Here is a 17,661-nt window from a genome sequence, read left to right as displayed (position 1 = left end):
GGACGGCGCGACACGCCAACGTGTGACGTACCTCGCTCGCGTGCGACTACTCGGGCGGGGTGCCGTAGGTGTAGTGGCCTCCACCCGGCATATGCACTGCGGCCGTCGCGGTGCCCGCGGTGCCCACACCGACGACGTCAAAGCTGCCGCCCGGCGGTGCGGAATCGGGCCGGGTGATGTCGATCGCGCCGCCGCTGACGCTGCCGTTCGGCGGGATGTCACCGATGTAGGTCAGGGTGTAGATGACCGTCGCCCCAGACTCTGTAGCCACGACGTTCCAGTGCGACCCCGCAGTTTGCAGGTACGTCGTCGTGGCCTCATTGCTCGGCAGCGTGAGCGTGAACTGGACCTGAGAGTAGGTCACGGTGGGCGACGAGTTGCGCACCGTGGAGGTGCTGATCCTCAGAGTTCCGGTCGCGACGTCGCTCTCGACGACCCAATCCTGGAGCGAATCGACCACGAGGTCACCGTCCTGCGGCAGATCCGCGGAGTTCTGGGCTGCCGCAGGCACCGCGGTCGCGATCGCGATGGCAGGCGCTGCCCAGGCCGAGCCCGCAAGGACGCGGCGTCGGGACAGCGCAGAGGACGAAGGCACGGTGGCAGGCACGAGGAAGCCTCTCGGGTCGGGAGCACGGACGCATGCGTGGCGAGGATGCGTCGTTGCAGTCGCCGACGACGGCGATTATTCCCAACGCTGAGAGTGACACGCAAGCGTGTGACGGAGTTGGCTCGAGGGCGCGCCTCCGCGGCGAAGACGGCTGCGGGTGGTGGCGGGCGGGCCGGGCTACGGGCGGCCGATGTACGGCATCATGTCGCCGACAGCCCAGTTGTACATCGAGCGCGTCTTGGCGGTGTTGCCGGGCGTGGTGGCCTCCATGACCATGCCGCCGCCGATGTAGATCGCGACGTGATAGATCAGCGACGCGTTCTTGCCGGAGCCCCAGAAGACGAGGTCACCCTTGCGCAGCTGGCTGTAGGGCAGCAGCGAGACGCCCTGATACTGCGTGCGCGACGAACGCGGGATCGAGATGCCCGCCTGGCGCCACGACGCCGAGGTGAGGCCGGAGCAGTCGTACGCCGGACCGTTGCCGCCGTACGCGTACGGGGCTCCCTTGAGGGTCTGGGAGTAGGAGGCGGCCGATGCGCCCTGGGCCGCGCTCGAACGCCAGGAGTTGTCGGGCTCAGGCTCGGGCTCGGGCGTGGGAGGCTCGGGAGTCGTGGGCTCCGGCTCCGGCTCGGGAGTCGTGGGCTCGGGCGCCGGGGTGGTGGGCTCGGGCTCGGGAGTCGATCCGCCGCCGTTGGAACCACCGGAGTTCGAGCCACCGCTGTTGGAACCACCGGACGATCCGCCACTGTTGGAGCCGCCCGAGTTGGATCCGCCGGTCTGGTTGCCGGTCTGCTGGCCGCCGGACGAGCCGGAGCCGCCCGACTGGTTCTTGTCCTGCTCGGCCTTCGCGGCCTCCTCGAGGCGCTTCTGCTCTTCCTCGAACTGGGCCTGCTGGCGGGCGGCGCGCTCGGCGGCGAGCCCGGACTGGCGCTCCTCCTCGAGCTCCGCGGTCACGCCACGCAGCTCCGCGACGCGAGCGACGGCGGCGGAGCGGGCGGTGGCGGCGTCGGAGACGGCCTGCTCGGCTGCGGAGCGGGCGTCCTGGGCGACCACGAGGGTGTCGTTCGCGCGCTGCTCTGCGGCGGCGGCATCCGTGGCGGCGTCCTCGGCATAGCCGCGGGTTGTGTCGGCCACGATCTCGGCCGCACGCACCTCCTGCACGGTCACGTCGCCCTTGGCGGAGGCGCGGTCGATGGACTCGGCGCGCTGGACCACGTCCTCGAAGCCGTCGGCCTTCACCATCGCCTCGAGCTCGCTGAAGCCGCCGGCGTTGCGGTAGTCGGCCATGGCGACGGCCGCGAGCGCGGTGCGGGCGCTCGCGAGGGCCGCGTCGGCCTCCTCGGCGCGCTGGTTCGCGGCGTAGAGGGAGCGCTGCGCGGCGATGTTGTCGTCCTGGGCCTCGTGGTAGTCGACGTCGGCCAGGCGGGCGGCAACGTCCGCCTCGTGGAGGGCGTCCTCGAGCTGTGCGATCGCGGCGTCGAGCTGGGACACCCCCGCGGCAGCGTCGGCTGCCGCGGCACGCGCGGCCTCGATCTCGTCCTGGCCGGGGTAGTCGGCGGCGCGGGCGGGTGCAGGAATCGAGACCAGCATGACGCCCGTGAGGACGAACATCAGTCCGACCACGAGCGCGCGCGCAGACAGGCCCTTCGCCATCGCCACTCGCGCCATCTAGAAGGCCTCCGCCGCCGCTCGTCACTCTTGTCACATGTGTCACATGCGACTCACCTGTCAGATAGTAAACACAAACCACCGCGATGGCTACCCCCAGGTGGGAAACCGGACAAGCCACGCCGTGCCCTATCGTGGCGGCATGGATGACGACGGCATCGAGACCGACGCCTGGGCCGCTGACGAGGGGCCGGGCGCGGGCGCCCCGATCCCCGCATCGGCCGCCTGGCGGGAAGGCGACCACCCGGGACGCCGTCTCTTCGTGCCCATCGGCGACCTAGAGCTCGAGGCAGATCCGCTCGGCACGCTGCCGGACGTGACACTCGCGTACGAGACGTGGGGCGAGCTCAACGCCGCCAAGGACAACGCGGTGTACATCGCGCACGCGCTCACCGGAGACATGCACGTGTGGGGCCCGGCTGAGCCTGGTCACCACACAGGCGGCTGGTGGAACGCGATGGTGGGCCCCGGCAAGCCCATCGACCCCGAGCGCCACTTCATCGTCTCGGCGAACGTCGTGGGCGGCTGCCAGGGCACGACAGGCCCGGCGTCGCCGCACCCCGAGGATGGCGAGCCGTGGGGCTCGCGCTTCCCGTACGTGACGATGCGCGACATGGTCGCCGCAGAGATCAAGCTCGCCGATGCGCTCGGCATCGACCGCTGGAGGCTCATCGCCGGACCGTCCATGGGCGGCATGCGGGCCATCGAGTGGACCGTCATGGCACCAGGGCGCGTGGGCGCGATCGCCCCCGTCGGATCGACAGCGGCCGTCACGGCAGACCAGATCGCATGGTCGACGACGCAGCTCGCGGCCATCGCGGCGGACCCCAAGTTTCGCGGCGGCGACTACTACGGAGCGGCTGACGGCGACGGACCCCACTCGGGCCTGGGCATCGCGCGCATGATCGCGCACACGACGTACCGTTCCGAGGGCGAGCTCGCCGACCGCTTCGGGCGGTCGTACCAGGGCGAGACCGACCCGCTGGGCAAGGGCGGGCTCTTCGCCATCCAGTCGTACCTCCAGCACCACGCGCGCAAGCTCGCGCGACGCTTTGACGCCAACACATACGTACGTCTCGCACAGGCCATTCAGTCGCACGACGTGGGCCGCGACCGCGGCGGAGTCGAGACGGCGCTCGCCCGCTACACGGACGCCGCGCTCGTCGTGGCGGTCGACTCCGACCGGCTGTACCCGCTCAAGAACTCGCAGCGCCTGGATGCGGCGCTGTCAGGGTCGAACGGCGTCAAGGTGGTGCACTCCCCCGTGGGCCACGACGGCTTCCTCGTGGAGTCGGGTCAGCTCAACGCGTTCATGGCGGAGTTTGAGCGCTCGCTGTAGCGGCGTCGGCTAGGGAACGTCTGTCGCCGCCTGCAGGTCGGTCTCGTAGATGTCGCCTCCGCCGGATTCGCCCTCGAGCGTCCCGGCGATCAGGTCGCCGTTCTGCAGGTTTTCGACCTCGACGGTGAGCATCAAGCCGCCAGGCGTGACGACGTCGGGACCGTTGTAGGTCACCTTGGCGTAGTTGAAGTTGTTGGCATCGGATGGCGGCAGGCCGGACCACAAGCCGCCGCCGTCCCAGCCCATGAAGGTGACTCCCGTGGCGGGCACCTCCTCGGCCGAACCGTCGAGGCGACTGATCGAGAACTCGATGGTCGCCCCGGACTTCAAGAAGGCGCCGGTGGGACCGGAGACCGCGACGGTGAAGGTGATCGGGAAGATCCCGGGCTCCCCTGAGTCGGTGACCGGGCTGATCAAGAACGACACCGTGGGCGTGTCCGTCGACGCCGCTGCCGCGGGCAGTGCGCTCGCGATGACTATCGCGGGAGCGGCCCATGCCGCGCCCGTCATGACGCGCCTCCGCGACACCCCAGGTACCAAGAAAGAACGGTCCATGCGCACCCCCCGCAATAACCCCAACTGCCCCTGAGCGCCACGCTAGAGGAGCACCCAGATTGCGTCAATGGTCGAGAATGCGACTTTCCGATGAACTTGCCCGCGTTGCGCCGCTCGCGGGCGGTCTCGCCGTCGGGCGCTACAACCAGGGCCTACGCGACCGAGACGTCCGAGAAGTTGCCTCCACGCGGCGGGCTGATGATGTAGGTGTCGCCGGTGCTGGAGGACGTCCCCTGGCCGGAGATGCTCCAGGTCACGTCATACGACCCGGTCGCCAGCCCTGCGAAGACATGCTCGAACTGGCCGATGTGATTGGCCTCGGAGAACGTCCCGCTCGGGTACACCGACTGACTGGCAGTACTCGGCGCGGGCCCGACGATAGTGATGGTGCACACCACGGCGAGCACGAGGTCGTCGGGCCACTCGTCCGGCGGGTCGAACGTGACGTCGACGTCTACCTGGAGCTGACCATTGGTGAAGCTCTGCGCGTTGCTGTAGTCGACGTTGATGCCGGAGCCCGGTACCAGGATGGAGGCCGCGGCAGCTGGAACGCTCGTCGCGATCACGACGACCGGGGCCGTCCACGCTGCTCCCACGATCAGGCGCCGGCGAGAGATGCCTGAGTGAAACCCCTGACCGTCCACCGGACCTCCCGCGCACTAGGTGTTATGTCACGGTATGTCCGGTTGGGCTGGGCGTCAACGACTGTCGCTGCGCGACTTCGGTCGCGGGCTGTGGCTACGACGACTTAGGCACAGGGATGTTCGTGCTGACCTCAAGGCGCCCCGCGCCCGTCTGCCCGACGAGTGTCGCAACGATGACGCGGTCGCTCACCGGGCTCTGCGGCACACCCTGGTTCCACCCCGCGGAGAAGGTGAATTGCGCGGCCGATGGCGCCGTCAGGCGCGGACCCACGTAGGTGAAGATCACGCTCGGCGTCTGGTTGCCCGGAAGTTGAGCCGGGCTCACGGAGAAGTACCTCGAGTCGTACTCGTAGGTCTGAAGCGTCGCGTTCGCCCGAGGAGAGGTGAGCGTCACGGTGAAGCCCGTGTCCAGATAGGAGCCCGTTGCCGAGACGGTCGAGAAGTCAGCAGTGGCGCTCACGAACGCGTACTCGGGGTTCGAGTTGGCGCTTCCGTTGCCAGCGACCGTCACGACGGGCGCCGTGACCGAGCTCGCCGCTGCCGGTAGAGCACTCGCCACGACGACCGCGGGTGCCGTCCACACGGCGCCCTTCAACACACGGCGCCGGTCGACGGCACCATTCGGATTCGGGCGCGCCGCAGCGCGGGGGTCAGACATGGGGAGCACCTCAGCTCATGCACCGCGGGCGCGCAGTCGCCCGCCTCGCGTGGTCAATTCGTCCTTCTCATAGGACAGAACGATTCGAGTGCTCGGTTCGTTGCCCAGGTCATGCCGTGTGTGAGGAATCTCGCGCCCGCCCCGTTCGAACGAGCGCCTCAGTTCTACGGCGAAGCACCCCGAAGCGCGGCCTCCCGCATCGGCAGCGAGCGATCAGGTGGTTCCCGAGCCGCTGATTTCGGCAGGCACGCCTCCAACAGTTCCGCTCAGCGTGACCGAGTACGCCTTGTTGGGCTGTGCCTGATGGAACTCAACCGTGAACTGCGCCCCGATCAAGTGATGCTCTTGGTGACCTCTTGCGACCACGGGAGCGCCATAAAGGTCTTGCCGTTAACCAAGGCGATCTTGGAGCTCGAGATCGACACCTTCATGGTGTACGTGCCGGAAGCGCCAAGGTTGAGGTCAACGTGCCCGGAGTTCCATCCGCCGTCACCGTTGGGGGTAGCGAGATCTCGCGTTTCCGATGTCGTGTGCACCACAGTCCCTGCCGCGTTGCGAATCTCGAGCTTGTAAGTGATCGGCCACGTCTGGAACTCCTGAGCCGTCGAGACCTGCCAAGCCTGCACACCCGACCCATTGAACGCGGCCTGATCGTTCCAAACGCGGAAACCCATCCCGAACACGTACTGAGCGCGACCAACTCCAGAATTGACGTTGGAGAGCTCGACACCGTTGAAAACTAGCCAGTTGCCCTGGACATCGACTGAGCGCTGAGGCGCGGAGGTTTCGGGCGAGGACGCGGCCGCTGGAATCGCCGTTGCGACGGTGATTGCCGGTGCGATCCAAGCGGCTCCGTGCAGTACTCGGCGTCGCGAGATGCCGTGGTTAGCATGTGCGCGCGCGGGCGCATTCGAGATGTCAGCGGGTGCCATCGTGCTCAATTCCTCCTCAACGGTGCGCGTCCGGGTCCGTTCTCCCGGACTTCGAGGGCGAGGCTCGCTAGGCCGTCAGCCGCTCGTGGCGCTCAGTCATGTTAAGTGATGAGACACGCCGATCTGCGCACTATGACGCAGGTCACAGTTACCAGTATTGAGAGCGAACGCGAAGCATGCGCCCGGTGCCCGCTACAGAAGCGTCCCAGTGAACGAGCGCGAGGCCGAGGCCCCGCCCTGCGTGGTCCCAGAGATCGTCACGGTGTACTGCGAGTTGTCCGCGGCCTTGAAGAACTCGATGTCGAAAGTGTCGCCGGCGCCCACGGACGCGCGTGTGAATGTGTCGTTGCCGCTGGACTTCTCCGGGGAGTTCCAGGCGGGAATCTTCACGTGGGGCTTGTTCCCGTCGGGCACCCACAGCACAACGACTGAGACATTGGTGAGTGAAGCGCCCTGAGGCAGCGCAACGGTCACCCGTAGTGCGTCATGAGTGCCGTTGCTCGCGACTTGCGTGATGGTCGCGCCGGCGAGCGGGCTCGCTGAACCACCCGACGCGGCGGCTTGTGGTGCCGCTGCACCGATCATCACTGCCGGGGTCGCCCAAGCGGTGCCTACGAGTACGCGACGCCGCGAGATACCGGACTTCGCGTGGTGGCGGTTGTCGTTCGTTGTCACTGCTCGACTCTCCTTAGTGGGCGCGAGAGACCGCGCCCGCATAGTTCTTGATCAGTCCAGGTCGTGGTCCGAGAAAACGCTGGACTGGACGTTGACGTTCTGGCTGGTGCCGAACGCCTGGAAGTCGACCCGCTCTGAAGCGCCAAAGCGCCACGTTCCAACAAAGCTGATCTCGAGCGCCGTCGTCGCGCCGCTAGGCGCGCTGACCGGAGACGAGTACACGAAGTCGTAGTGGCGACGGCTCCCAGTGACAGTGGTCGCGCTGAACGACCACCCCGTCGAGCCGGAGGCGATCGTCGGCGCGGTTGCGCCAGCTCGACCTGAATCGAACGAGATGCGCATCCGGACGCCGGTCACCGACGCCGAGCCAGCCGCACCCGCGAAGACGGCGGTCGCTCGAGCCGTATACGCGTTGAATCCGAACAGGATCACTCGCTCGGCGCTCGCGCTCACGAGAGCGAGCGCACCCGGCTGCTGAGGTGTGCTCGATCCGCCGGACGACGCGGCCGCAGGCGCGGCCATGCCGATCACGATTGCGGGGGTCGCCCACGCCGCACCCGTCAGGATGCGGCGGCGGTCGACGGGGCTATCGGAGCGCGCAGGCGCGACCGACGGGTCAGCGAGTGCCATCGTGAAGTTCCTCAGTCTCAAGCGCCAGCCTCCCGAACCTCGAAAGGCACCGGAGCGAGGTATTCCACACCTCACACCAGCCACGGCGTTCCGTCATGTTAAGAGATGAGACACGCCGGAGTGTGATCTATGACGCATGTCACCATTCCTAATATCGGGAAGAGTGCGCGCGAGGTCAAGGCAGGGCGTGGACGATCCCGCGCTCGACGAGCACGGCGACGATCTGACGGATTGCGATCGCCGGGTCGACGCCCTCGGGAACGCCGTACAGGTCGATCAGGATCTCGGCCAGCGAGACGACGGTCTGCTCCTCGTCCATGGTCGCGAGCACCGCTGCGGACGCGACGTGCGACAGCAGCGTCAGGTCGTTGCCCTTAAGCACGAGGAGCTGCCCATCGCGTTCGATGAAGTCATCGACTTCTGAGCGCAGCCGCGCGCCGTCGTCGAGCTCCACCGGCGAAGGGAAGTCGGGAAGGCTCACGCCACACCTCCCACCGCCGCGGGCACCTCGGCCTCCGCGAGGTCTACCGTGCCGTCCGCGAGCGCGGGCACCAGAGCCACGAGGTGCGCGGCCTCGCGATACGTCACGCGCCACACGCCGCCGACGGACTCGACCGTGTCCGCGAGGGTATGGAGCTTCGCAGGCAGATGCGTGATGTAGCTGGTCTGCTCCGCGATCACGGCGAGGCCGTGCAGCAGCGGCATCTGCTCGACGACGGGCTCGTCGCCCGCGTCGGGGTCGCGGTTGAGGATCACGACGCGCGCGAGCGACAGCGACGAGGGCGCCCGCATCAGGTCGAGGTCGTGTGCGGGCATCTGCTCCTTGAGGCGCGCGTCGCGGTCGGTGATGACCGACAGCGGCTTCGGGTACCTCAGGACCGTGCCGTCGAACTCGATGGCCAGCGTCTCGTCGGTGACGTACCCGAAGTGCTTGCCCAGGGTGCGCGAGATGGTCGTCTTGCCCGTCCCCGAAGGCGCCACGAAGCCGACGACCTTGCCGTCCGGCGTCGCGAGACCCGCGGCGTGCAGCATCACCAGTTGGCCGGCGCGCCGGTCGATCGCGCGGACCGTGACGGTCGAGGACAGGAAGTGCATCGCCTGGCTCAGCGTCTCGTAGGTCATCCACCCGTCGGCGCGCGCCTGGAGACGGGCGTCCTCGTCGGCGTAGACCGCGATCGAGATCGTCACGTCCGGCTCGCCCTCGTGCGGCGCGGGTGCCTTGAGCCACAGCCACGTCCGATCGACGAGCGTGGCGAGCGTGTAGGGCGCGTCACCGGTGCACACCACGCGCACGGTCACGCCGAACGCGACCAGGTCGACCTGGTGGTCGCCCGGCTGCATCGCGGGGCGCGACGACGGGTCCTCGGGGAGCATCGACTGCCAGATGGTCGCGACCCAGAACGCCGCGCGCTGGATCTGGTCCGCGAGCGCCTCGATGCGCGCCTCGAGCTCGACGGGGTCGTGCGACATGGGTGGCAGGTCGAAGTCGTCGGTGAGGTCCGCGCCGGCGACGCGCGACATCAGCAGCGCGGGGTGCTCGCGCAGCGGCGCGATCGCGACGACCATCTCGTAGAGGTAGAAGATCTCCGACAGCGAGAAGGTCTTCTTCGCCGCTGCGGGGAAGCGAGCCGCGACCTCATCGCGGTCTGCGCCGTTGCCGCAGATGATCATGTCCGCCTCGTCGACCCAGTCGCGGTTGAGCTGACGCTGGGTGTAGCCGGAGGCGTCCGCGCCGCGGTCCTCGATGGCCTTGACGGTGCGCGGGTGCAGCGGGCCGCCGTCCTGCGCCGTGAGGCCGGCGGATCGGACGGAGATGACGTCGGGGCCGATGCCCCGTGCCTCGAGCTCGTGCCGCAGGAACCGCTCGCCCGCAGGCGCGCGGCCGATGCCCTCGAGGTCGACGATGAGCACCCGGAAGGTGTCCGCGGTCTCGACCCCCATGGGCTACTCCCCCGCCGAGGCCGCCGATGCGCGACGAGTCCGGCGCTGACTGCCACCTGCGTGACGGGGGCCGGCGGGCGCATCGGCGCTGTGGGAGCCGACGGAAGACTCCTCGTACCCGTACCCGTAGCCGTAGCCACGGCTGTCGGGACCCTTGGGCGCGAGACCGTCGAGGATGACGCCCATGGCGCGGCCCTTGACCTTGTCGAGGCTCATGAGGGCGCGGTCGAGCTGGTCGATGGTGGTCTTGCCTGCACGCACGACCACGAGAGCGCCGTCGGTGCGCGCGGTGAGGATCGCGGCGTCGGTGACGGGGATGAGCGGCGGGCTGTCGATGAGGACGATGGCGTTGGGGTCGAGGTCGTCGAGGACCTTGCGCATGGTCGCCGAGCCGACGAGCTCGGATGGGTTGGGCGGCACCGAGCCGGCGCCGAGCACCTTGAGCTTGCCGCCGGGGCCGAAGTCTTGGAGGACGTCGTCGAGCTCGGCGCGGCCGACGAGGACGTCGGTGAGGCCCGCGCCCTCGACGAGGCCGAGGTAACGGGCGATGCGCGGGCGGCGCAGGTCGGCGTCGACGAGGACCACGGCCTGGCCGGAGTCCGCGATGGCGCGCGCGAGGTTGATCGACACGGTGGACTTGCCGTCGCCGGGCAGCGACGAGGTGATGACGATGAGGCGCGGCGGGTTGTCGACGTCCATGAACTGCAGGTTGGTGCGCAGCTCGCGGATGGACTCGACGGTGGCGAACTCGGGGTTGGGCGCGAGCGCGCCCTTGGCTGCGATGGACTTGTCGAAGGGGATCGCGCCCAAGACGGGCAGGTCGAACTCCTTCTCGACGTTCGCCGGGGTGCGCAGGCGCCGGTCGACGGCGCCGCGGATGAGCGCGTAGGCGACGCCGAGCGCTGCACCGACGAGGAGGCCGAGCGCCACCGAGAGCTGCGTGTTGGGATACGACGGGGCGCCGGGGAGGACGGCCGAGTCGAGCGTCTGCAACTCGACCACCGACGTCGCGGTCGCGGGCAGCTCCTCGACCGTGGAGACGTTGTTCTCGAGCAACTGGACGGCGACGACCATGCCCTCGATCCACGCCTCGGCGAGGTCCATGGCCTCCTGGGGCGAGGCGGCGTCGGCGCTGATTCGCAGCACCGCGGTGTCGAGCGGGTTGGTCACGGACACGCGGCCTACGAGGGCCTGTGGGCTCGTGTCGAGGCCGAGGGTGTCGATGGCGTACTCGGCGACGCGGCGGGACTCGGCGATGTCGACGTAGGACTTCACGCGCGACTTGGCGTAGTTGTCTCCGACAAGTGCCTGGCCGAGGTCCTCGCTCACGCCGGTGGTGATGATCGCCGAGGCGTTGGCGGTGTAGACCTTGGTCTGCGTGAGCGTCCAGCCGAACGCGAGCAGGGCGCCAGCAAGCGTGAAGGCGGCGATCGCGATCCAGTGCGCGCGCAGCACCTTCGCGTAGTCCTGCAGCTCCATCCGCTCTCCCTCGCTGTGCCGGAACTGTTGTTCAGGCTACTTCACGGGGGTGACGGAACCGTCACTCGGCGGGTCGTGGGTGACGAGGCCCAGGTCAAGGAGTTGGGCGATGAAGGCGTCGACGTCGGGCGCGACTTGGTCGCGCGGGGCGCCGTACGTGTCGGCGAGTTCCGCGGCGATCTGCTCCTGAGTACGGGTGCCGTCGATGAGGTTCCAGATCGCGAACGAGGTGCCGTCGAAGATGTAGGGGCTCTGCTGCTCCTGGAGGCGCGGGAGGTTGAGGACGACGGTGTAGTCGTCATGGTCGACGTGGGCGAGGCCCTGTGCCCGGTGGAGGGCCGATGCGGTCGCTGGGTTGGTCACTTGTCGTCGCCTTCGCGGAGGAGGGAGTCGTCGGTGATGCCGCGGCGAGCGAGGCGGCGGCCGCGGAGTACATCCGGCATCTGCCGCAATCCCCTGCCGAGTCGCGCGAAACGAGCGCTCAGAAGGGCTCGTCGCGTACCCGCTACTTCTGGGTACATCTGACGAAGCTCGTCCTCTGGCGGCCACAGGACTCTGAGTGCCAGTCGCGACCGCTCTTTCCTGGGCAGAGAGCGAGCGTGGACGCGCCATTGGTTCGCGACGTCGCCTCGGCCGGCGACGCGTTCTCTCCACGCGTCGAGTGCTGGATCCGTACCCGCTGGCGTGGATGCGGGGATCGGTATCGCGAGGCGTTCCAGCACGGGACGAGCGGTATCGATACATCCCGTATCACGAGCCAAGTCGAGCAGGTCCTCCCGTTCGACCGACGAGAGTGCCGGAATGACCGATTCAACCAGATGCCGAACCTCGCGCCCGTGCCGCGTGGTCTGGGAGGGAGTTCGTAACGCGTGCAACGTCGCGACCAGAATCGATGTGCTGCGGTCCGCAGCCTGTGCCCTGGAACCGGCAAAGGTCACGGCGATACGGCGCGCCCACAGCACGTCAAACAAGTCTTCGCGCGAGGTCAGGAACCCTGGAAACGTCCAGTGCACGTCGATGTCGCATGGCCACTGGTCGTGAACCATGGTTGCTGAATGGTCGAGCAGTGCTTCGTAGGTCTGCGGCTCGGGTCGCTCCCGCCAGCCGAGCGCTTCGAGTGCCGCCCGGTACTCCCCGTAGCGTCGAGGCTCAACTAGTACGTCGGCATCGGCGCTCACTCGTTCTTCCCTGATCCCGTGATGGGAAGCCACTAGTCCCTTAACAACGAGTGCCCTCACGCCGGCTTGAGCGGCCGTCGCCGCTGTCATCGCGTGCGCGAGCGCAACGGCGTCAACGAGTTGCAGTCGAGGTCCGGCGCTCATGATGCTCACGGTACCCACGAGAAACCTGAGGCTGATAGCCTCCGGGCGGCCCTTGATCCCGAAGGAGACACTTCGCCATGACCACCACCCATGCCGCCGCGGCGGCGGAGATCGCGCGCGAAGCCGGCGAGGTACTGCTGGAGATTCGCGCCGACTTCGGAGAGGAAGTGCAAGGCAAGGAACGGGGCAATCGAGGCGACGCAGCAGCGCAAGAGCGCATCGCGGCGCTACTGGCCGAGCGCTTCCCCGATGACGCCGTTCTGAGCGAGGAGGCTCGGGACACCGACGTTCGCCTTACGGCAAGCCGCGTGTGGATCATCGACCCTCTCGATGGCACCCGCGAGTACTCCGAGGGCCGAGCCGACTGGGCCGTGCATGTCGCGCTGTGGGAGGAGGGCGAACTGGCGGCTGGCGCCGTCGCCATTCCCGGTGAGGATCTCGTCCTCGACACCGATACCGTCGACCCGGCCCCCGCATCGGTCGCCGAGAAGGTGCGACTCGCGGTGAGCCGCTCGCGCCCACCCGCCATCACCGAACCAGTGCGCGCCGGACTCGACGCAGAACTCGTCCCGATGGGATCTGCTGGCGTCAAGATCGCGGCCGTCGTCCGCGGCCAGGTTGACGCCTATGTCCACGCTGGAGGCCAGTACCAATGGGACTCGGCCGCACCTGTCGCGGTTGCTCGCGCCGCAGGCCTGCACACGTCACGCATCGACGGCTCTCCACTCCTCTACAATGGCGCCGACCCCTATCTACCCGATCTGGTGGTGTGCCGTCCGGAGCTCGCATCGAGGATCCTCGATTTGATCGCCCAGGCCGCCGACCACGGAGACGCTTCATGACCCAGCCCAGTCACGCGCTGAGCCAGCTCGATGCCCTCGAGGCTGAGGGCATCCACATCATCCGCGAGGTCGTCGCCCAGATGGAGCGCCCCGCGCTGCTCTTCTCGGGCGGTAAGGACTCCATCTGTCTGCTGCACCTCGCGATCAAGGCCTTCGCACCCGCGCGCCTGCCGATGCCCGTCGTCCACATCGACACCGGCCAGAACTTCCCCGAGGTGCTCGAGTACCGCGACCGCATCGTGGCCGAGCACGGACTCAACCTCATCGTGGGCTCCGTGCAAGACGCCATCGACGCCGGACGCGTCAAGGAGGAGCCCAACGGCTCGCGCAACCGAATCCAGACGCCCGTGCTTCTCGAGACCATCGAGTCCAACAAGTTCGACGCGTGCATGGGCGGCGCCCGCCGCGACGAGGAGAAGGCTCGCGCCAAGGAGCGCGTTTTCTCCTTCCGCGACGACTTCGGTCAGTGGGACCCACGCAACCAGCGTCCCGAACTTTGGAACCTCTACAACGGCAAGGTCCACTCTGGCGAGTCCATCCGCGTCTTCCCTCTGTCCAACTGGACCGAGCTCGACATCTGGGACTACATCCGCTCGCGCGAGATCGAAGTGCCGAGCATCTACTACGCGCACGAGCGCGAGGTGTTCCTGCGCGACGGCATGTGGATGGCAGCGAACGAGTTCGCCGTCCCCGGCGACGCGGACGAGACCGTGGTCAAGAAGGTGCGCTACCGCACCGTCGGTGACGCCACGCTGACGGCCGCCGTCGAATCCGACGCTGACACCATCGACAAGATCATCGAAGAGACGGCCGCCACGCGCCTGACGGAGCGCGGGGCGACCCGCGGCGACGACCGCGTGTCCGAGGCAGCTATGGAGGACCGGAAGAAGGAGGGGTACTTCTAATGGACCTGTTGCGCTTCGCCACCGCTGGATCCGTCGACGACGGAAAGTCCACGCTGATCGGCCGCCTGCTGTTCGACTCGAAGTCCATCTTCGAGGACCAGCTTGAGTCGGTCGAGGCCGCCTCGAAGTCCCGCGGCAACGACTACACCGACCTGTCGCTGCTCACCGACGGCCTGCGCGCCGAGCGCGAGCAGGGCATCACCATCGACGTCGCCTACCGCTACTTCGCCACCCCGCGCCGCAAATTCATCATCGCGGACACCCCGGGCCACCAGCAGTACACCCGCAACATGGTGACCGGCGCATCGACCGCAAACCTCGCGGTCATCCTGGTCGACGCCCGCAAGGGCCTCACCGAGCAGTCGCGCCGCCACGCCACGATCTCCTCGCTGCTACGCGTGCCCCACGTGGTGCTCGCTGTCAACAAGATGGACCTCGTGGACTGGTCGGAGGCGCGGTTCGAGGAGATCTACCAGGAGTTCTCTGACTTCGCCTCGAAGCTCGACATCCCGGACCTCACCGCGATCCCTGTGAGCGCCCTCATGGGCGACAACGTCGTCGAGCGCTCGGCCAATATGCCCTGGTACGGCGGTACCAGCCTGCTGCACCACCTGGAGCACGTGCACATCGCCTCGGACCGCAACCTCCAGGACGTGCGCTTCCCGGTGCAGTACGTGATCCGCCCCCAGCAGGCGGACTCGCGCGACTACCGTGGCTTCGCTGGTCAGGTCGCCTCGGGCATCCTCAAGGTGGGCGACCAGGTCATGGCGCTTCACTCGGGTCTGACCACGAAGGTCGCCGCGATCGACGGCCCCAACGGCCCCGTCGAGGAGGCCTACCCGCCCATGTCGGTGACGGTGCGCCTCGAGGACGAGATCGACATCTCCCGCGGCGACATGCTGTGCCGCCCTGGCAACCACCCGGCGCCCACGCAGGACGTCGAGGCGATGGTGTGCTGGATGGACCAGGACGCGCTGACGGTGGGCCGCAAGCTCGGCATCTTCCACACCAGCCGTATGGCGCGCGCGATGGTCAAGGAGATCCCGTACGAGCTCAACGTGAACACGCTTCACCGCGACAGCGAGATCAACCAGCTGAACCTCAACTCGATTGGTCGCGTCAAGCTGCGGGTCACCACGCCGCTGCTGCTCGACGACTATGACGAGAACCGGACGACGGGTTCCTTCGTGCTGATCGACGAGGCGACCAACCGCACTGTGGGCGCGGGAGTTGTCCGCGATTCCTGAGCCCGGCCCTGGTGACGTCCTGTACGCGCGCGTGACAGGTAGCGTCTAGCCATGGACGTCGGGCTCCTGATCGCCGCCGTCGGCATCGGTGTCGTCGTCGGCCTCACCGGCATGGGCGGGGGCGCGCTCATGACGCCCACGCTGGTGCTCTTCTTCGGCGTCCCGCCCCTTACAGCAGTGTCCAGCGACGTGGTCGCATCGGCCGCAATGAAGCCCGCGGGCTCGTGGGTGCATATGCGCAACGGCACCGTGAACTGGCAGCTCGTACGGCTGCTCGTCTACGGCTCCGTCCCCGCGGCCTTCGGTGGGGTGCTCATCGCCCACTGGATGGGCCCAGGGCCCGAGGTGCAGTCCTTCGTCAAGCACGCGCTCGGCGTGGTGCTCATCATCGCCTCGCTCGGACTGTTTGTGCGCGCATACCTGCGGCTGCGGGAACACGCGATGCAACGCGACGGCCGCGCAGCGCCGCTGCCCACGGAGCGGCCCGACGTCGTCGCACGGCCTGTTCCGACGATCATCGTCGGCGTGGTCGGGGGCCTCATGGTCGGCCTCACCTCGGTGGGTTCCGGCTCGCTCATCATTATCGCCCTCATGGCGCTGTACCCGATGCTGAAGGCCAACCAGCTTGTCGGCACGGACCTCGTGCAGGCAGTCCCGCTCGTCGTCGCCGCGGCCGTCGCGCACCTCTTCTTCGGCGATGTCGACTGGTCGGTGACCATCCCGATCATCCTGGGCTCGGTGCCTGGCGCGTACCTCGGCGCACAGCTCTCTTCTCGCATGAACGGCGGGCTCGTGCGCCGGGCGCTCGCGATCATCCTCTTCGTCGCAGGCCTCGCCCTCCTCGGCGTCGATGGCGCGTGGGTACTGGTCTCACTCGTGTTCATCGCCGCCGGCGGCACGCTCGCCTGGGCCTGGGTGCGCCAATCGATGGGCTTTCGCCTCTTCACATGGCAGGAGAAGCGTGAAGCCACAGCAGAGCAGGAGCACAATCAGTGACCGAGATCCGCTTGTCCCCCCAGCAACTGAACGAACTCGAGCTGATGCGCGCCGGCGCTTACGGCCATGCGCTGCGCTACGAGCTGCCCACCAAGGGCCCGCACAACGCTACCCTGCGGCTCGCGGGAGCCGTCGACGAGCGGGCGCTCACGCTGCTCGACACGGAGGCCACCCCCGTGGCACGCGTCCGCGTTCTAGAGACGTCCGCTGACAGCCGAGGAACCTGGATTGGCGGCCTCGTCGAAGTCGTTCGCGAGCCCGCGCCGGCCGCCTTCTCAGAGCTTCGGCCCTCGCGCACCGCGGAGCCCTTGAGCGACGCCACGCTGCTGCTGGGCCGACGCAGCGGGCGGCTTGACGGCACCGTTATCGTGACAGACACCGGCGACGCGCACGCCCTCGCCCAAATAGTTAGGGGGCTGCGTACGGACGGGCTCAGAGTCCGAGTGCTCCCCGAACCCGCCGCCGACCACGTGCCCGCCGGGCAGCGCGGCGAGCTTCTTGAGCACCTTGCCTCCATCGTGTTCGCTTCGAACGTCAAGGTCATCCGCGGCGAACAGAAGGCGCCCGGTAATGGCATCGTCGTGCTCTTCACCGGCCTTTCGGGCTCTGGCAAGTCCACCATCGCGCGTCAGGTAACTCGTCGCCTGCGCGCCGAGTCCAGCCAGCGAGTCACCCTCCTTGACGGTGACGAGGTGCGTGCGATGCTCTCCGCCGGCCTAGGATTCTCACGAGAGGATCGCGAACTCAACGTTCGACGCATCGGCTGGGTGGCATCCCAGATCAGCGCGCACGGCGGCATCGCCATCTGTGCGCCCATCGCTCCATACGAATCCATGCGACGCGAGGTGCGCGAGATGGCCGAACGCGTCGGGCGCTTCGTGCTAGTGCACGTTGCCACGCCACTCGAGGAGTGCGAGGCCCGCGACCGCAAGGGGCTCTACGCCAAGGCCCGGGCCGGCGAGATAATGGAGTTCACAGGCATCTCAGACCCCTACGAGACTCCAGAACTCGCAGACGTCACGGTCGGCGCGCACGGCGAACGTGCGGAGTCCGCAGCAGATCGGGTCACCCTCGCACTAGTTGGGGAGTCGGAATTGGGCTACGTGATCTAGTTCATAGCCTGCACCTGTGTTCTCCGTGGCTCACGCCAGGTTTGCGGGGACAGTGGCGGGCCGCTCCCGAACGTGTCTCCGCGATGGCCAGCAATGTTCCGTGCGCACT

19 protein-coding genes are annotated in these 17,661 nt (G+C 67.9%); 6 read left to right on the top strand and 13 right to left on the bottom strand.

Annotated features, from left to right (window positions below; all coding sequences use genetic code 11):
* Positions 1-46 precede the first annotated feature (46 nt).
* Together B7K25_RS06145 and B7K25_RS06140 are read right to left on the bottom strand one after the other, a co-directional pair.
* Positions 47-607, bottom strand: a complete 561-nt coding sequence (locus B7K25_RS06145) for a hypothetical protein (RefSeq protein ID WP_084104826.1) — start codon at positions 605-607, stop codon at positions 47-49.
* 177 nt (positions 608-784) lie between these two features.
* Positions 785-2,275 (bottom strand): NlpC/P60 family protein, encoded by a 1,491-nt coding sequence (locus tag B7K25_RS06140; protein WP_144018883.1) that lies wholly within the window; start codon positions 2,273-2,275, stop codon positions 785-787.
* Positions 2,276-2,417: 142 nt separating this feature from the next.
* Between B7K25_RS06140 and B7K25_RS06135 the strand changes: the two genes are divergently transcribed.
* Positions 2,418-3,614: a homoserine O-acetyltransferase gene (locus B7K25_RS06135; protein ID WP_234988097.1), complete on the top strand. Its 1,197-nt coding sequence runs from the start codon at positions 2,418-2,420 to the stop codon at positions 3,612-3,614.
* A gap of 9 nt (positions 3,615-3,623) precedes the next feature.
* Here B7K25_RS06135 and B7K25_RS06130 read toward each other — a convergent pair whose 3' ends face one another.
* The 11 genes from B7K25_RS06130 to B7K25_RS06080 form a co-directional block, all read right to left on the bottom strand.
* On the bottom strand, positions 3,624-4,124 hold the full coding sequence (locus tag B7K25_RS06130; RefSeq protein ID WP_084104823.1) for a hypothetical protein: 501 nt from the start codon (positions 4,122-4,124) through the stop codon (positions 3,624-3,626).
* Positions 4,125-4,321: 197 nt separating this feature from the next.
* Positions 4,322-4,765: a hypothetical protein gene (locus B7K25_RS06125; RefSeq protein WP_159450142.1), complete on the bottom strand. Its 444-nt coding sequence runs from the start codon at positions 4,763-4,765 to the stop codon at positions 4,322-4,324.
* Between the two features lie 142 nt (positions 4,766-4,907).
* On the bottom strand, positions 4,908-5,471 hold the full coding sequence (locus B7K25_RS06120) for a hypothetical protein (protein ID WP_144018882.1): 564 nt from the start codon (positions 5,469-5,471) through the stop codon (positions 4,908-4,910).
* Between the two features lie 332 nt (positions 5,472-5,803).
* Positions 5,804-6,403 (bottom strand): hypothetical protein, encoded by a 600-nt coding sequence (locus B7K25_RS13565; protein ID WP_144018881.1) that lies wholly within the window; start codon positions 6,401-6,403, stop codon positions 5,804-5,806.
* A 192-nt stretch (positions 6,404-6,595) separates the two neighbouring features.
* Positions 6,596-7,078 (bottom strand): hypothetical protein, encoded by a 483-nt coding sequence (locus B7K25_RS13560; protein WP_144018880.1) that lies wholly within the window; start codon positions 7,076-7,078, stop codon positions 6,596-6,598.
* A gap of 51 nt (positions 7,079-7,129) precedes the next feature.
* Positions 7,130-7,708 (bottom strand): hypothetical protein, encoded by a 579-nt coding sequence (locus B7K25_RS06105; RefSeq protein ID WP_084104818.1) that lies wholly within the window; start codon positions 7,706-7,708, stop codon positions 7,130-7,132.
* 175 nt (positions 7,709-7,883) lie between these two features.
* Entirely contained in the window at positions 7,884-8,189 is a 306-nt protein-coding gene (locus tag B7K25_RS06100; RefSeq protein WP_144018879.1) for a hypothetical protein, read from the bottom strand.
* The gene (locus tag B7K25_RS06095; RefSeq protein ID WP_084104816.1) at positions 8,186-9,649 is read right to left on the bottom strand and encodes a hypothetical protein; all 1,464 of its coding nucleotides are present in this window, start codon (positions 9,647-9,649) and stop codon (positions 8,186-8,188) included. Before B7K25_RS06095 ends, B7K25_RS06100 begins: the two co-directional genes overlap by 4 nt.
* Positions 9,650-9,652: 3 nt before the next feature.
* Entirely contained in the window at positions 9,653-11,128 is a 1,476-nt protein-coding gene (locus B7K25_RS06090) for a polysaccharide biosynthesis tyrosine autokinase (protein ID WP_084104815.1), read from the bottom strand.
* A 36-nt stretch (positions 11,129-11,164) separates the two neighbouring features.
* Positions 11,165-11,491, bottom strand: coding sequence for a PqqD family protein (locus B7K25_RS13735; RefSeq protein ID WP_159450141.1), 327 nt, complete (start codon positions 11,489-11,491; stop codon positions 11,165-11,167).
* Positions 11,488-12,450, bottom strand: a complete 963-nt coding sequence (locus B7K25_RS06080) for a nucleotidyltransferase family protein (RefSeq protein WP_144018878.1) — start codon at positions 12,448-12,450, stop codon at positions 11,488-11,490. Before B7K25_RS06080 ends, B7K25_RS13735 begins: the two co-directional genes overlap by 4 nt.
* A gap of 77 nt (positions 12,451-12,527) precedes the next feature.
* Between B7K25_RS06080 and B7K25_RS06075 the strand changes: the two genes are divergently transcribed.
* From B7K25_RS06075 to cysC, 5 genes are read left to right on the top strand one after another with little or no spacing between them, the layout of a single operon-like run.
* Complete coding sequence (locus B7K25_RS06075) at positions 12,528-13,292, top strand: 3'(2'),5'-bisphosphate nucleotidase CysQ (RefSeq protein ID WP_084104813.1); 765 nt, start codon at positions 12,528-12,530, stop codon at positions 13,290-13,292.
* Entirely contained in the window at positions 13,289-14,197 is a 909-nt protein-coding gene (cysD, locus tag B7K25_RS06070; RefSeq protein ID WP_084104812.1) for a sulfate adenylyltransferase subunit CysD, read from the top strand. The genes B7K25_RS06075 and cysD overlap by 4 nt, the downstream gene beginning before the upstream one ends.
* Positions 14,197-15,444, top strand: coding sequence for a sulfate adenylyltransferase subunit 1 (locus tag B7K25_RS06065; protein WP_084104811.1), 1,248 nt, complete (start codon positions 14,197-14,199; stop codon positions 15,442-15,444). The genes cysD and B7K25_RS06065 overlap by 1 nt, the downstream gene beginning before the upstream one ends.
* A 51-nt stretch (positions 15,445-15,495) precedes the next feature.
* Positions 15,496-16,440: a sulfite exporter TauE/SafE family protein gene (locus B7K25_RS06060; RefSeq protein ID WP_084104810.1), complete on the top strand. Its 945-nt coding sequence runs from the start codon at positions 15,496-15,498 to the stop codon at positions 16,438-16,440.
* Positions 16,437-17,552, top strand: a complete 1,116-nt coding sequence (cysC, locus tag B7K25_RS06055) for an adenylyl-sulfate kinase (RefSeq protein ID WP_234988096.1) — start codon at positions 16,437-16,439, stop codon at positions 17,550-17,552. The genes B7K25_RS06060 and cysC overlap by 4 nt, the downstream gene beginning before the upstream one ends.
* Positions 17,553-17,661: the final 109 nt, after the last annotated feature.

The organism is Demequina sp. NBRC 110056 (assembly GCF_002090155.1).
Taxonomy (GTDB): Bacteria; Actinomycetota; Actinomycetes; order Actinomycetales; family Demequinaceae; genus Demequina.
The sequence above is the reverse complement of the archived record's forward strand: the minus strand, read 5'-3'. Positions and strand labels throughout refer to the sequence as shown.